This window comes from Pseudomonas sp. 58(2021) (genome assembly GCF_017491585.1).
In the GTDB taxonomy this organism is placed as follows: Bacteria; Pseudomonadota; Gammaproteobacteria; order Pseudomonadales; family Pseudomonadaceae; genus Aquipseudomonas; species Aquipseudomonas fluorescens_BT.
The window spans coordinates 132241-146959 of sequence record NZ_JAFGYZ010000017.1 but is presented as its reverse complement, the minus strand read 5'-3'; the positions used below and the strand labels follow the sequence as shown (position 1 = coordinate 146959).

Below are 14719 nucleotides of genomic sequence, written 5' to 3'. Positions count from 1 at the left end.
AGCCGTCCTGCATCGATTCGGTTTCGCGGTTCGGGCTGGACACCGAGCCGGAGTCGAGGTGGTCGCGACCGATCACGATCGGTGCCGACAGCTCGCCGCGACGGACCATTTCGTTGAACGCCAGACCGAGTTTGGCGCGCTGGCCCAGGCCGACCCAGCAGATCCGCGCCGGCAGACCCTGGAAGCTGATGCGCTCGCGGGCCATGTCCAGCCAGTTGTGCAGGTGCGCGTCGTCCGGGATCAGTTCTTTGACTTTGGCGTCGGTCTTGTAGATGTCCTGCGGATCACCCGACAGCGCCGCCCAGCGGAACGGGCCGATGCCACGGCAGAACAGCGGACGGATATAAGCCGGCACGAAACCCGGGAAATCGAAGGCGTTTTCCACGCCCTCTTCCTGGGCCATCTGACGGATGTTGTTGCCGTAGTCGAAGGTCGGGATGCCTTGCTTCTGGAAATCCAGCATGGCTTTGACGTGCACCGCCATCGACTGCTTGGCAGCCTTGATCACCGCCGCCGGCTCGGTCTTGGCGCGGGCGCGGTATTCGTCCCAGGTCCAGCCGGCCGGGAGGTAGCCATTGAGCGGGTCGTGGGCGCTGGTCTGGTCGGTGACCATGTCCGGGCGCACGCCACGACGGACCAGCTCCGGGAGGATTTCGGCGGCGTTGCCGAGCAGCGCGATGGAGATCGCCTTGCCTTCTTTTGTGTACTTTTCAATGCGCGCCAGGGCGTCGTCGAGGTCTTTGGCCTGCTCGTCGACGTAACGGCTTTTCAGGCGGAAATCGATGCTCACCTGCTGGCATTCGATGTTCAGCGAGCAGGCACCGGCCAATGTGGCAGCCAGCGGCTGGGCGCCGCCCATGCCGCCGAGGCCCGCGGTCAGGACCCAGCGGCCCTTCAGGTTGGAATCGTAATGTTGGCGGCCGGCCTCGACGAAGGTTTCGTAAGTGCCTTGGACGATGCCCTGGCTGCCGATGTAGATCCAGCTGCCGGCGGTCATCTGGCCGTACATGGCCAAGCCCTTGGCGTCGAGTTCGTTGAAGTGTTCCCAGGTCGCCCAGTGCGGTACCAGGTTGGAGTTGGCGATCAGCACGCGCGGCGCATTGCTGTGGGTCTTGAACACGCCGACCGGTTTGCCCGATTGCACCAGCAGGGTCTCGTCGTCGTTCAGGTTGGTCAGGCTCTCGACGATCTTGTCGTAGCACTCCCAGTTGCGCGCGGCGCGGCCGATGCCACCGTAAACCACCAGCTCTTTCGGGTTCTCGGCCACTTCCGGGTCGAGGTTGTTCATCAGCATGCGCAGCGGCGCTTCGGTCAGCCAGCTCTTGGCAGTCAGCTTGTTGCCGCGCGATGCACGGATCTCAACATCACGTCTCTTTGTATAAACGGCAGTTGTAGGCTTATTGTCAGTCACGAAAAAGACTCCTCAGCGATCAATTCAAACCAACCCTGGCGGTGGGCAAGCGGCTTGTGCGCTTCAATGCGCGACAAGCGAATCAGTGGACGCTGCGGAGAATCTCTGATGACTCATACGCATACGTCTTTACTTGTACATACAAGCATATGCAATCGAGCGGCCAACTTGTTGGAGGGCTGTTCAACAAAAATGCCGGACACGACTGGAGGACGCCTATATCAAGGGCTGTGGCGTGTATGAATTTTTTCGCGAGGTGGGTCTGCGCGAGCAGTGAGCTGTTACAGAAGCGTGGTTTTGCGCCACGCTGGGGCGTTCGGTAACAAGTTGGTGCGCGTTCGGGAACGTCGGGATGAAAAAAAACCGCCCCTTTCAACAGCCCTGCCGGGACTGTTCAAAGCGGCGGTTTTTCAAGGGTCGATCAGCGTGCAGTCAGTTCGATCACACAGCAGCCGGCATTCACGGCAACTTCCACCAGACCGATGTTGCCGTCCAGTTGCAGGCAATCATGCCGCCCAAGTTGCGCAGCACTGTCACCGACCTGCACTTGCAGCAACTCGCTGACACTGAAAACCAGAACGGTGCCGGCGGAGCTGAAAAAACGTTGCTCGCCGTCCAGCCACTGTAAGCGCGCGTTGTAACGCTGCGGCGCATAAATCAAATTGAAGTCGCGGATCGCCCCGCCGAGCAAGGTGCAAGACACCTGGCTTTCACCGCTGAAGGCAAACGGGTCGAGAGGTAACAGCGGTCGGGTGTCATCACCGTCGACGCACAAGGTCATGCCGTCGCCCTGCAACACCGTGATCACCCGTTGATAACCGGTGAATGTCGAGAAACCGCCGGATTCTGCAATGTCGGCAATCGACAGGCGCCAGCCGAAACCGTCGAGGCCGGCACCGGCGTCACGGGTGATTTCTTCGGTGCTGCCACCGCCGTTTTTCCACGGCATGCGCGGGTAGCCTTCGGCGCGTAAAACCTTCACTTCACTCATTTATGAAAGCGTCCTTCCAGACGATGACGGGAACCGGGGTGAATCAGGCGCGCCGCCGTCACCGGCTGACGGCCCGACCAGGTACGGCGACGGATCAGCAGGCACGGCTCGCCCTTTTCAATCTGCAGCAATTTGCATTCGGACGGCTCGGCCAGGATCGCTTCGACCACATGTTCGCCTTCGGTCAACGGCGCAACCTGGTTCAGATAGGCGTATGGCGTTTGCAGGGTGAAGTCCTGCTTGAGGTATTCCGGGGCGACGAGCGCGTTGACGAAGCGGTCTTCGATTTGCACCGGAATGTCGTTTTCGTAATGCACGATCAGCGAGTGGAACACCTTCTGCCCTTCGCGCATGTCCAGCGCCAGGGCGCGCTCGGAACCGGCGGCCTCTTCTTCCAGGGTGATCACCTGGCAGGTGTGGCGATGGCCACGGGAGGCGATTTCGTCGGCGATGTTGTGCACTTCGAACAGCGCGGATTGGCTCTTCGGCTCGGCGACGAAGGTGCCGACGCCCTGCATGCGTACCAAAAGACCGTCGGCGGTCATCTCGCGCAGCGCGCGGTTGATGGTCATGCGGCTGAAGCCCAGCTGGCTGACCAGCTCGCTTTCCGACGGTACGCGGTAATGCGGCGGCCAGTTACCACTGTCGATCTGCTGGGTGATCATCTGTTTGACGCGGGCGTACAAGGGCGCCGGACTGTCGCCCATGTTCGCGGCCAACGGAGAAACTGGAGGCGGAGTCGGCACGATGGATCCCTGTTCATTGGATAAGGTTGCTAGCTTGCCGGAGTTTACCGGGCAGGCAAACGTCTGTATATGTATATACAAATAACACACGATGGGGTGCTGAACCATGTCCGCCTTCTTTGCCGAACGCGCGCTGCTGCCTAACGGATGGGCCAACAATGTACGTCTCGAGGTCAGCGCCGACGGCGTATTGACCCGAATCCAGGCCAACTCCACCGCAGATGGCGCCGAACGGCTGAGCGGTCCGCTGCTGCCGGGGATGCCGAACCTGCACTCCCATGCATTCCAGCGAGCGATGGCCGGGCTGGCGGAAGTGGCCGGCAACCCCAACGACAGTTTCTGGACCTGGCGCGATCTGATGTACCGGCTCGTCGGAAAAATCAGCCCCGACCAGCTCGGCGTGATCGCCCGTCAGCTGTACATCGAGATGCTCAAGGCCGGCTACACTTCGGTCGCCGAATTCCATTACGTTCACCACGATCACAACGGTCAGCCGTACGCCGATCCGGCCGAGCTGGCGTTGCGCATCAGCCAGGCCGCCAGCTCCGCCGGCATCGGCCTGACGTTGTTGCCGGTGCTCTACAGCCACAGCGGATTTGGCGGCCAGTCGCCGAACGAAGGTCAGCGCCGCTTCATCAACAGCACCGAAAACTACCTGAAGCTGCAATCGCGCCTGCAACCGCTGCTGGCTCAGCAGAAGGCGCAGTCGCTGGGCCTGTGCTTCCACTCGTTGCGCGCAGTCACGCCGCAGCAGATCAGCGAAGTGCTGGCGGCCAGCGACACGCAATGCCCGGTGCACATCCACATCGCCGAACAACAGAAGGAAGTCGACGACTGCCTGAGCTGGAGCGGTCGCCGCCCACTGCAATGGCTGTACGAAAACACCGAAGTCGATCAGCGCTGGTGCCTGGTGCACGCGACCCACGCCAATCCGGAAGAAGTCACGCTGATGGCCAAGAGTCGCGCCATCGCCGGCTTGTGCCTGACCACCGAGGCCAACCTCGGCGACGGGATTTTCCCGGCGGTGGATTTCCTCGCTCAGGGCGGACGCATGGGCATCGGTTCCGACAGCCATGTGTCGCTGAGCGTGGTGGAAGAGTTGCGCTGGCTGGAATACGGCCAGCGTCTGCGCGACCAGCGACGCAATCGCCTGTATGGCGCGGATCAGCCGATGGTAGGCCGCACGTTGTATGACGCCGCACTGGACGGTGGCGCTCAGGCACTGGGCCAGCCGATCGGCGCGCTGGAGGTCGGCAAGCGTGCAGACTGGATTGTGCTCGATGGCAACGATCCGTACCTGGCCACGGCCAGCGGTGACGGGATTCTGAATCGCTGGCTGTTTGCCGGTGGCGACCGTCAGGTGCGCGATGTGCTGGTCAACGGTCAGTGGGTCGTCCGTGATGGCCGGCATGCCGGGGAAGAGGACAGCAATCGCGCCTTCACCCAGGTCTTGCGAGACCTTTTGGGCTGACACAAAAAAACCTGTGGAGGGCAACCTCCACAGGTTTTTTGTTGCGCGTCAGTTGGACGTCTTGGCCATCTGCTGATCCGACGTTCGCCAGATCAACCGCGTGGTGTCGTAACCCTGCTGGCGCGCCTTGCTCAGCAGTTCTTCGCGCACCACACCGTTGACGGTCGGTGTACGCGACAACAGCCACAGGTAGCGGCGGCTCGGATCGCCAACGATGGCGGTCTTGTAGTCGTCGCTGACGTACAGCACCCAGTATTGGCCCTTCGCCGATCCCGGAATCAGTCGCGAAAACCAGGTATCGAACTCGACCCACAATTTGTCGGTCTTGCCCGGCACCTGGGGATAAGCCGTGCCCTTGACCTCTTCCCATTGCCAGTCCTTGGTCAGGCAACGGTTGAACACGCCCAGGTTGCCGTCCGATTCGAGCGTGTAACGGGCTTCGGATTGCGCGCAGTTGCGCTGGAAATACATTGGCAACCGCGCCAGCTCGTACCAGGTGCCCTGGTAACGTTTGAGGTTGACGCTGTTGACTGTCTTGGGCGCCAGCGGATCTTCACCGGTCGTGGCGCAGCCGGCCAGTACCAGGCCGGCGAAAAGGATAAGCAATAACCGCTTCATTGTTTTTCTCCCGTGGGCGCGTAGCCCCGGTTTACTTCAGGCCTTGGCCGGAAAACATCAACACTTTGTCACCGGCGTACTGCACGCTGATAAAGCTGTTCTTGTCGCCCCAGGTGCAACTGGACATGCCGAGCGCACCCGAGCAGTCGGTAGGCTTGCCGAGCAGCGTCTCCACTTCAGCCTTGGCCATGCCGGCCGAGAGCTTCGAGTAGTTTTCCTGATTGACCTTGCTGCATGCGGCCAACAGCACACAAAACGACAGAAGGGCGATAGATCGCAGCGACATGGTGTAACTCCTGGAACGGAAGGGGGATGGCCTGGCGCCAACCAGAAGCTTAGAAGAGAAAACCCCTGTCTGGTTCCCTCGGCGGGCGGCTATTTATTGACCCGCTCGTCCGGCTTTCATCGGTAAATCAGTCACTTTGTAGGGCTATTGAGCATTTCGTCGCCTTTAACAAAAGCGTTCTCATCTTTGTCGCGCGGCGGTCGAAATAAGAGCAGCGCAAAGCCCGAGAGTGTGGCAAATTGCCGCCCTTTCTTGACCAGCCCCTTCGCGGTAGCTTCCTTAATGACCAGAAACATGAAATTCAGCCACAAAATCTTGTTGGCTGCCGCCCTTGTGGTGGCCGTTGCGTTCGCCTGTTTCATTTTGTTCAACGACTATCGCCAGCGCGAAGCCCTGCAAAGCAGCACCGAAGCGTCGATGCAGGAACTGGGCAGCCTGACCACCAGCAACATCCAGACCTGGCTGGAAAGTCGCATTCAGTTGCTGCAATCGATGGCCCAGCAGGTGGTCGCCGACGGCAACGCCCCGGCCAGCCTGAAGCGCATCATTGATCTGCCCGCCTACACCGGCAATTTCCAGCTCAGCTATTTCGGCGGCGCCGACGGCGTGATGTTCTCGGTCCCTGCCGGCAACCGCGCACCGGATTACGATCCCCGCGCCCGTGGCTGGTACAAAGCGGCGAACAGCGCCCAGCAGACCATCGTCACCGAACCGTACATCGCCGCTTCGTCCGGCAAACTGGTGATCACCGTCGCCACCCCGGTGCAGCGTCAGGGCCAGATGATCGGTGTGGCCGGCGCCGACATCGATCTCACCAGCGTCAGCGCGATCATCAACTCGCTGAACTTCGGCGGCCACGGTCACGCGTTCATCGTCAGTGCCGACGGCAAGATCCTGATCCACCCGGACAGCAAGCTGGTGCTCAAGACTCTGGCCGAGGCCTATCCCAACGGCGCGCCGAAAGTCACCCCGGGCCTGAAAGAGGTCGAGTTCGACGGCAAGACCCAACTGATCTCCTTCACTCGCGTCAACGGCGTGCCGTCGGCCGACTGGTACGTGGCGCTGGTGCTGGACAAGGACACCGCGTTCTCGATGCTCAGCGAGTTCCGCACCTCGGCGCTGATCGCCATGGTCATCGCCGTCGTCATCATCATCGCCCTGCTCGGCATGCTCATTCGCGTGCTGATGCAACCGCTGCTGACCATGGGCCGCGCCATGCATGACATCGCCGAAGGCGAAGGCGACCTGACCAAACGCCTGACCATTCATGGCCACGACGAATTCGGCGCGCTGGGGCTGTCATTCAATCGTTTTGTCGAGCGTATCCATACCTCGATCCGCGAAGTGTCCTCGGCCACCGGGCAGGTCAACGAAGTCGCCCTGCGCGTGGTCGCGGCATCGAACTCGTCGATGTTCAACTCCGACCAGCAAGCCTCGCGCACCAACAGCGTGGCTGCTGCGATCAACCAGCTCGGCGCCGCCGCCCAGGAAATCGCCCAGAACGCCGCGCTCGCCTCGCAACACTCCAGCGACGCGCGCAGCCTGGCAGTCGACGGCCAGCAGGTTGTGGATAAAACCATCCACGCGATGCAGCAACTGTCGGCGAAGATCAGCGACTCCTGCGGCAACATCGAAACCCTGAACAGCAACACCGTGAATATCGGGCAGATTCTGGAAGTGATCACCAGCATCTCCCAGCAGACCAACCTGCTGGCGCTCAACGCAGCCATTGAAGCAGCCCGCGCCGGGGAGGCCGGTCGTGGTTTCGCCGTGGTGGCCGACGAAGTGCGCAACCTGGCACACCGCACCCAGGATTCGGCGCAGCAAGTGCAGAGCATGATCGAAGAGCTGCAGGTTGGCGCGCGTCAGGCGGTCGGCATCATGACCGAGAGCCAGCGCGAGAGCGAAAGCAGCGTCGGCATCGCCAACCAGGCCGGCGAACGCCTGGAAAGCGTGACCCAGCGCATCGGCGAGATCGACGGCATGAACCAGTCGGTGGCAACCGCGACGGAAGAGCAGACGGCGGTGGTTGAATCGATCAACGTTGATATCAATGAGATCAACACGCTGAACCAGGAAGGGGTGGAGAACTTGCAGGCTACTTTGCGGGCTTGTGCGGATCTTGAGCAGCAGGCTGCGCGGTTGAAGCAGTTGGTGGGTAGCTTCAGAATCTGAAGATCAAGAGCTTACCCCCTCATCGGAACGCCGCCCGCCCAACTCTCTCCCCCAAGGGGGCGAGGGGAAAGGGAGCCGATCTCTGTCGCTTTCCAGACCTGAGTTCAACTCGGTCAGTCCCCTCTCCCTCCGGGAGAGGGTTAGGGTGAGGGCTGGTTTTTGAGATTGCCGAAAATCGCCCTAAAAACGCGAACCCGGCTCTCTCAAAAACGCCAACTCCTCAGCCGTAGACTCCCTCCCCAACACCGCATTGCGATGCGGAAACCGTCCAAACCGCGCAATCACCTTCTGATGCCGCTCGGCATAATCCAGGTTGTCGGCAAACACCCCGCGCTCCGCCTCCGGCTGTTCAGCCACCAGTTCGATGAATCGCGAGACCGCTTCATTCTGCACCGCGAGGTTTTCGCAGTGTTCGAAGACGAGGTAGATGAAAACCCGCTGGATCGGTTTCAACTGCCGATCGAAGTCTGCAGCAATCCCCTGAGCAACCAGCTTCTGCGCTCGCAGATCACCGGAAAAAGCCTTGGGCGTATCGCGAAAAATCATGCGCGGAAGCTGATCGAGTAGCAGCACCACTGCCAGCCAGCCTTCGGGACATTGCGTCCATTCGGTCAATTCGCCAGCGAGGGCCTGATCGACAAAGACCCCGAAACGCTCTCGCGCCTCGAGGTCCTGGATGTCTTGCTTGCCAAACCACAACTTGCCCTGTCGCGCCGAAACTTCACTGGCTGATTCGGCATGACCGAACCACCAATCGAGCAACGGCTGCCAGGGCGCGGTCATGGTTTATTCCTTGTGGTAGGCCGTGGCGCGGGCGACTTCTTCTTTCGAGCCGAGGAACACCGCTACGCGCTGGTGCAGGCCTTCAGGCTGGATGTCGAGGATGCGCTGGTGACCGTCGGTGGAAGCGCCGCCCGCCTGTTCCACCAGGAACGACATCGGGTTGGCTTCGTACATCAGGCGCAGTTTGCCTGGCTTGGAAGGCTCGCGGCTGTCGCGCGGGTACATGAACAGACCGCCACGGGTCAGGATGCGGTGCACGTCGGCAACCATGGCCGCGACCCAACGCATGTTGTAGTTCTTTTTCAGCGGGCCTTCTTCACCGGCCAGCAGTTCCGAAACGTAGCGCTGTACCGGGGCTTCCCAGTGACGCTGGTTGGACATGTTGATGGCGAATTCCTGGGTGCTCTCAGGAATGGTGATGTCTTCGTGGGTCAGGACGAAGCTGCCCATTTCGCGATCCAGGGTGAAACCCTTCACGCCGTTGCCCAAGGTCAGGATCAGCATGGTCTGCGGACCGTAGATCGCGTAACCGGCAGCCACCTGCTGGGTGCCTGGCTGCAGGAAGGCCTTTTCGTTCAACGCTTCGTTCTGGCTCAGGTATTCGTTCGGGCAGCGCAGTACCGAGAAGATGGTGCCGACCGGTGCGTTGATGTCGATGTTCGACGAACCGTCCAGCGGGTCGAATACCAGCAGGTAGGCGCCTTTCGGGTATTTGCCCGGGATCTGGTAGGCGTTGTCCATTTCTTCGGACGCCATGCCGGCCAGGTGACCGCCCCACTCGTTGGCTTCGAGCAGGATTTCGTTCGACAGCACGTCGAGCTTCTTCTGCACTTCGCCTTGCACGTTTTCCGTACCCATGCTGCCCAGAACGCCGCCCAGGGCGCCTTTGGATACGGCGTGGCTGATTTCCTTACAGGCGCGCGCCACCACTTCGATCAGGAAACGCAGATCGGCAGGAGTGTTGTTGCTGCGGGTCTGCTCAATCAAATAGCGACTCAGGGTAACGCGGGACATGGACGGCTCCGGTGGAATGGGGGGCTAAAAACCCGCGCAGTTTACAGGGAGTCTGAAACCGTAGCGAGCAATGACGCCCGCTAACGTGCGTCGGGTGCAATTCCTGCTATCAGACGTGATGAATCCGGGAGAGTTCAGGCACCGGATTCAGCGTAGTTGGAAACCCGACGGGTGTAGAGGCCACACCCGTCATATTCAGGACTTGGCCGGCGGTTTGCGCAGCAGACTGAAGGCCATCGCCGCCAGAAACAGCACACTGAGCAGCAACACCGCCCACAGGCCGAACTTCTTCCAGTTGGTATCGGTGGTCGCCGCTGTGGTGGCCGTCGAAGTCTGGGGCGCGACTGCTTCACCCTGCACCGCGGCCTTGCCCAGCGTGGCCAGTTTCTCCGGTTTGAAGTCGGGGATCAGCGTACTCAGCGGCAGGTTTGCCGTTCTCACCGTCGGATTGCCCAGCGCCAGGCTGTAGGGGCCTTCGCCACGGGCAAGGAAGATGACTTGTGTGGCGCGCACCGCGTATTTCACGCTCGGCGCCTGTTCGCCGAGACCGCCACCGCGTTCGTCGACCGTCAGCTTCAACTGCTGCACGGTCTGCCCGTAGAGCTGCAATTCGTTCTGCACCACGTCCTGGCCGTTCTGGGTCAGTCGGTAGAGCAAGCCGCTGCTCAACGGCTGCCACGGCAGACTGGTTTCCCGGCGTCCCGAGAGCGTCACTGGCGCCAGGCTGTTGGGCTGTTTCAACTCGACCTGGACCCGCTCGACATTCAGTCCCATCGGCAACTGCCAGGTGTATTCCCCGGCCTTGGTGCTGCTGCCGGCCAACGCCGGCGACCAGACCAGCGGTAACGGCAGGTTTTGCGGGTCACTGCTTTTCAATTGCGCCGAGGTCAGATTGGGTGCCGCGTTGGGCGAATCCCACAATAGCCGCAGATACCGCGCCGACTGCCCCGGCAGCGCGACTTCATGCTGCTCGATGCGCTCATCGGAAAAAGTCAGGCGCGCAACCTGCCCTTCGCCCCAGGCCTGCCAGTGCTGCAAGTCGTCACTGGCCTCGATGCTGAAACGCTGGAAGCCGTCGCGCTCGCTGGTCCAGTCGAGGATCAGTTGCTGCAACGGCGCCTTGATCGCACTGGCATCGAGCAGCCAGCCGCGCAGCACTTCTTCACCGGCTTCGAGCTGACTGGACGGCTGCACCTCCACCAGCGTGCCGGTGGTGGTGGATTGCACGCGAACGCTCGGCGCGCGCTCGGTGGCATCCGCCGAGTTGTACAGCGGGAACCACTTCACCTCATGCAACTGGCCGTCGTCGCGGGTCTGCGCCGACTCCCGGGCCAGCGCATAGGCCTGCGGTTGTCCGGCGGCGTTGAAGACCCGCAGATCGCTGAGATCAGTCTGGCGCGCCTGCAACTGCACGCTCAGCGGCAGCTCGAGGCGATACCACGGGCCCGCACCGCTGACCGACAACGGCACCTGCGCGGCGAAGTCCGCCGGTTTTTCCTGAGCGCCGGCCGTCATGGCCACGCCCAGCAACAGCCACCCGAGATTAAGCTTGCGACTCAAGACGACACTCCTTCGGTTTCCGGGGCCGGCTTGTCCGCCTCCGGTGCAGCTTCGACGCGTTTGGGCGGCAGCGGCGCAAAGTAGCCCACCACCAGCAGCAACACACCGACGCCGATAAACGAGACGATCCGCGCCAGCCCGCCACGGTTGCTCAATTCGACAAAAATCAGTTTGGCCACCACCAGCGCAATCAGCGCCGCGCCGATCAACCACACTTCGCGGCGATGGCGCAGGTGCCCGCCGATCATCAGACCGAGCGCCATCAGCGTCCAGACGATGGACAACCCGGCCTGCACCAGCATCGATTCGAGCAACAGGTCCAGCTCGAACGGAATCCCCGCCCAATGGTGCGCGGCGCGGGTCACCAACGCGGTGCAGAACGCGAACAGCGAAACGCCGGCGATCAGTTGCGAGGCGTGAGCGGCGTAGTCCTTGCGGATCGACAGCTCGGTTACCGCGTTGCGCGACCAGACATAAACGCTGAACAACGCGATCAGCAGGCCCAGTTCCAGCGGGTTGATCAGCGGCACGTAAGGCAGCGGTTCGGCGTTACCGTCGCTCACCCCGTTCGCCAGCCAGAACCAGACCAGCATCAACACCGCCAGCGGCAACGCCGCATACAAACGGTACTCACGGGGGAACGCCGCCACCGGCCACGGCCAGGTGCGCGGTGCGGCCATCAGCAACAGATACACGCTCGGCAGAAGCGCCCAGCCCAGCCAGCGCCAGGCGTTGTATTGCTCGGACAACAGCAGCAGGCCGTAGCGCAGTTCCAGCGCCAGCACGCCGATCAGCAGCCAGCAACCGAGCACATGCGCCGTGCTCAAGGCCCGCGCCGGCAGCATTGGCACCAGACGCCGCAGGCTGATGAAGTGCACGACGAACACCGCCGTCCAGGCCAGCCAGCCGAAGTTGGCCGCCGGGTGATAACGCGAGTGCCACGCGGCCAGCAACACCAATCCGGCCGCCGGAATCAGTAAAGTGCAGAGCAACCCGAGCGACGGCCATTTCAGACGCAAGGCCAACAGCGTCCACAACGCGACACTCAACGCGGCGACCAGCAGCAACAACGTTGCCTGCAGATTCAGCGGCGCAAACCGCAGCACTTCGCTGACCCACGCCAGCGACCACCAACCGGCGCCCCACACCAGCAACACTTCGGACAGCCGCTGCAGACTCAGTACATCGAACGCCGAAGCGTGATTGCCCAGTTGCAGGCGCCACGCCCCGATCATCGCCGCCAGGCCCAGCACCAGCGGCGTCCAGAATCCGCCATGGGCCAGCGGTCGCAGACCTTCGCTGGACAACGGCCCGAGCAACTCGGGGCCGGCCAGCAAAAACGCCGCGCCACCGATCAACTGCAACAACAGACCAAAGACAAAACTCACGCGCTGCCTGAGGTACAGGCTGAGCCAGATGATCAGCAAGCCACTGGCCGCCCACACCGCACTCGCGGTTTGCCACGGCAGTACGAACAACACCGCCAGATTGATCAGCACCAGCCCCGCCAGCAGCACCACCGACAAGCCGCGCAGCAACCGAACATCGCTGCGCACCATCTCGTCACGCGCCGCCAGGAGCATGCCGGCGATCAGCGCCAGACCGATCAGCGAGGCGCTGAGCAGACCGCTCCAGCCGGCGCTGAACACGGCTGCCGAATCCTCGCCCGCCCCTTGCAGGCGCAACAGGAACAGCGCCCCGCCGAGCAGTTGCACGGCAAACGCAGTGAACAGGAAGGTGCGCGATTGCAGGCGCAAGCCGACGAACAAGGTCACCAGCCCGGCCAATGCCCAACTGATCGCCGTGCCCTGAGTGAAGAAGAACAATGGCGCCAGCAGATAGAGAAAGGTCAGACCGAGACTCGCCAACACCGGCAGGCCCTGGCGCTCCCATGGTGAAATCTGCTCCGGCAACGCCTTGCGCAATTGATAGAAGCTGAACAACAACGCCGCGCCGAGCATCAGTGCGCCCAGCGGCGCTCCGTCGAGCAGGCTGCTTTCGCCAATGCGCAACTCGCTGAGAAACGCCAGCGCCGAGCCCAGTTGCAGCAGCAATGCGAAGGCCCGGGCCAACGGCCGTTGCTGACGCAAGCCCAGCCAGAAAATCCCCGCCCCCTCCACCGCCCAGGCCGCGGACGTCCAGCGCGCATCCAGGCCCAATGGAATCGCCAGGCTGGCGAAAATCACCCCGAGCGCCAGACAGGTCTCGCCCAGCAGCAGCGCCCGGCCGCCCATCAGCACTTTGGCGAGAGCCATGTAAATCATGCCCAGCGCCAGCGCACTGAACGCGGCGGCAAATTCCAGAGGCTGCACCAGCGCCAATTGCAGGCCGAAACCCACCAGCGGCGGGCCGAACAGCATCGTGCCGTCAACGTAGTCGCCCTTGCGCGCCGACCAGTGCAGCAGCGCTTCGCGATCGCTCTCTGCCGGTGCATCCGGCATGTCCAGCAACTTGCGTCGGGCGAACAGCAGGCCGATGGCGAGGTACATCAGGAAGAACAGAATCAGGAACGGCTCGGTGCTCCACAACAGTTCCGGCGCATACGAACGCACGCCCCAGGCGAAACCGATGCCGAAAGTGCCGGCGAAACCGATCAGGTTGAGCAGACGCCAGGCCTTGAACCACGCAATGGCGAGAATGCCGGCGTTGAGTAACGCGAAATAGCTGAACAGCGCGACATGGTTGCCGCTGCCGGTGGAGGTCAGGATCGGCGCGGCGAAACCGCCCAATGCGGCGACGCAGGCCAGGGCCAGGGAATCCTGGGTGATGGCCAGAATGGCCGAAAACACCGTCACTGCTACCAACAATCCCAGTGCAGCAGACGGATCGAGCAGCGGATGCAAACGCATCGCCGCAAACACCGTCAGGTACAGCACCGCGATCCCGGTGCCTTGCAGCATCAAGGCGTAGCTTGTGTTGCGATGGCGCAACCACCAGCCCAGCGCCAGCAATCCCAGCGCTGCCGCCGCGACCCCGGCGTAACGCAACTCGATCGGCACCACCATGCCTTCGGTGGCGTAACGCAACAGAAAGGCCAGGCCGAAGAACAAAAGCACCACGCCCACCCGCAGCACGGTGTTGCCACCGAACAGCCAGTTTCGCGCCGCGCTGATGCCGCGCTCGATGAAGTTCGGGCCACGGGGTTCGGCGGGCTGTCGCGGTTCCGGGGTTTCAGGGGTAACGGCGTCGAGACGCCAGACATCGGCCGGCAACGGCTGACTGGTTTCGCTGACGACGACTGAGAGAGGTTCGAGTTCGGGCGGCAGCTCCCAGACCAGTTCGGGGGGCGCAGCATCTTCGGCGACCTCGGCGGGCTCGACCAAAGGCTCGGGGACCGGTTCCACGCCTGACGTCGGCACCGCGTGCGAAGGCGATCCCTCCAGCAGATACAGACGCTGCGCAACGCCTTGCAAAGCCACCTTCGTCTGTTCAAGTTGCCGCTGTTGCTCCGCCACCTGCGAGCCGAGCCGCATGATGCGGATCGTCTGCCCGATTGCCAGGCCCAGCAGCGCGCCCAATAGCGAAGAACTGAACGACTCGTCGAGCAGCCAACCGAGCAGCAGCCCGATCAACATGAACATCCATTGCATGGTCGATATCCCTGAGCAGCCCCGGAACGGGGCGGAACCAAGGCTCAGTATATCGGCCCGGCCCAACAAGCGTG

At 62.2% G+C, this 14719-nt stretch carries 12 protein-coding genes; 2 read left to right on the top strand and 10 right to left on the bottom strand.

Features of this window, described 5'->3' with window-relative positions; genetic code table 11:
• The 3 genes from hutU to hutC all read right to left on the bottom strand — a co-directional run.
• A partial coding sequence (hutU, locus tag J5M72_RS20280) for a urocanate hydratase (protein WP_207866885.1) occupies positions 1–1411 on the bottom strand: 1411 nt, incomplete at its 3' end.
• A 421-nt stretch (positions 1412–1832) separates the two neighbouring features.
• Positions 1833–2402 carry a HutD family protein gene (locus J5M72_RS20275; RefSeq protein ID WP_207866884.1) on the bottom strand — a complete coding sequence of 190 codons (570 nt, stop codon included), beginning with the start codon at positions 2400–2402 and terminating at the stop codon, positions 1833–1835.
• Complete coding sequence (hutC, locus tag J5M72_RS20270) at positions 2399–3109, bottom strand: histidine utilization repressor (RefSeq protein ID WP_162803449.1); 711 nt, start codon at positions 3107–3109, stop codon at positions 2399–2401. Before hutC ends, J5M72_RS20275 begins: the two co-directional genes overlap by 4 nt.
• Positions 3110–3254: 145 nt before the next feature.
• Between hutC and J5M72_RS20265 the strand changes: the two genes are divergently transcribed.
• Positions 3255–4619 (top strand): formimidoylglutamate deiminase, encoded by a 1365-nt coding sequence (locus tag J5M72_RS20265; RefSeq protein ID WP_169428471.1) that lies wholly within the window; start codon positions 3255–3257, stop codon positions 4617–4619.
• A gap of 48 nt (positions 4620–4667) precedes the next feature.
• On the opposite strand, the gene J5M72_RS20260 is transcribed toward J5M72_RS20265, so the two are convergent.
• From J5M72_RS20260 to J5M72_RS20250, 3 genes are all read right to left on the bottom strand, one after another.
• The gene (locus J5M72_RS20260; protein ID WP_169428470.1) at positions 4668–5237 is read right to left on the bottom strand and encodes a lipocalin family protein; all 570 of its coding nucleotides are present in this window, start codon (positions 5235–5237) and stop codon (positions 4668–4670) included.
• Positions 5238–5268: 31 nt separating this feature from the next.
• A complete protein-coding gene (locus J5M72_RS20255; RefSeq protein WP_007952486.1) occupies positions 5269–5523 on the bottom strand; it encodes a hypothetical protein in 255 nt (84 codons plus the stop codon).
• 131 nt (positions 5524–5654) lie between these two features.
• Positions 5655–5819, bottom strand: coding sequence for a hypothetical protein (locus J5M72_RS20250; RefSeq protein ID WP_169428469.1), 165 nt, complete (start codon positions 5817–5819; stop codon positions 5655–5657).
• Here J5M72_RS20250 and J5M72_RS20245 point away from each other — a divergent pair.
• Positions 5806–7698: a methyl-accepting chemotaxis protein gene (locus J5M72_RS20245; RefSeq protein WP_207866883.1), complete on the top strand. Its 1893-nt coding sequence runs from the start codon at positions 5806–5808 to the stop codon at positions 7696–7698. The two genes, J5M72_RS20250 and J5M72_RS20245, sit on opposite strands and share 14 nt — an antisense overlap.
• Positions 7699–7878: 180 nt before the next feature.
• On the opposite strand, the gene J5M72_RS20240 is transcribed toward J5M72_RS20245, so the two are convergent.
• From J5M72_RS20240 to J5M72_RS20225, 4 genes are all read right to left on the bottom strand, one after another.
• Positions 7879–8481 (bottom strand): DUF924 family protein, encoded by a 603-nt coding sequence (locus J5M72_RS20240; RefSeq protein WP_207866882.1) that lies wholly within the window; start codon positions 8479–8481, stop codon positions 7879–7881.
• 3 nt (positions 8482–8484) lie between these two features.
• Entirely contained in the window at positions 8485–9495 is a 1011-nt protein-coding gene (locus tag J5M72_RS20235; protein WP_065261556.1) for a class 1 fructose-bisphosphatase, read from the bottom strand.
• 195 nt (positions 9496–9690) lie between these two features.
• A complete protein-coding gene (locus J5M72_RS20230) occupies positions 9691–11055 on the bottom strand; it encodes a DUF3999 domain-containing protein (RefSeq protein ID WP_207866881.1) in 1365 nt (454 codons plus the stop codon).
• Positions 11052–14645, bottom strand: a complete 3594-nt coding sequence (locus J5M72_RS20225) for a DUF2339 domain-containing protein (protein ID WP_207866880.1) — start codon at positions 14643–14645, stop codon at positions 11052–11054. Before J5M72_RS20225 ends, J5M72_RS20230 begins: the two co-directional genes overlap by 4 nt.
• Positions 14646–14719: the final 74 nt, after the last annotated feature.

Excerpts from the sequence above, each read along its gene's own strand:
- J5M72_RS20275 (WP_207866884.1), bottom strand. The coding sequence starts at position 2,402 with ATGAGTGAAGTGAAGGTTTTACGCGCCGAAGGCTACCCGCGCATGCCG.
- hutC (WP_162803449.1), bottom strand. The coding sequence starts at position 3,109 with ATGGGCGACAGTCCGGCGCCCTTGTACGCCCGCGTCAAACAGATGATC.
- J5M72_RS20265 (WP_169428471.1), top strand. The coding sequence starts at position 3,255 with ATGTCCGCCTTCTTTGCCGAACGCGCGCTGCTGCCTAACGGATGGGCC.
- J5M72_RS20260 (WP_169428470.1), bottom strand. The coding sequence starts at position 5,237 with ATGAAGCGGTTATTGCTTATCCTTTTCGCCGGCCTGGTACTGGCCGGC.
- J5M72_RS20255 (WP_007952486.1), bottom strand. The coding sequence starts at position 5,523 with ATGTCGCTGCGATCTATCGCCCTTCTGTCGTTTTGTGTGCTGTTGGCC.
- J5M72_RS20245 (WP_207866883.1), top strand. The coding sequence starts at position 5,806 with ATGACCAGAAACATGAAATTCAGCCACAAAATCTTGTTGGCTGCCGCC.
- J5M72_RS20250 (WP_169428469.1), bottom strand. The coding sequence starts at position 5,819 with ATGTTTCTGGTCATTAAGGAAGCTACCGCGAAGGGGCTGGTCAAGAAA.
- J5M72_RS20240 (WP_207866882.1), bottom strand. The coding sequence starts at position 8,481 with ATGACCGCGCCCTGGCAGCCGTTGCTCGATTGGTGGTTCGGTCATGCC.
- J5M72_RS20235 (WP_065261556.1), bottom strand. The coding sequence starts at position 9,495 with ATGTCCCGCGTTACCCTGAGTCGCTATTTGATTGAGCAGACCCGCAGC.
- J5M72_RS20225 (WP_207866880.1), bottom strand. The coding sequence starts at position 14,645 with ATGCAATGGATGTTCATGTTGATCGGGCTGCTGCTCGGTTGGCTGCTC.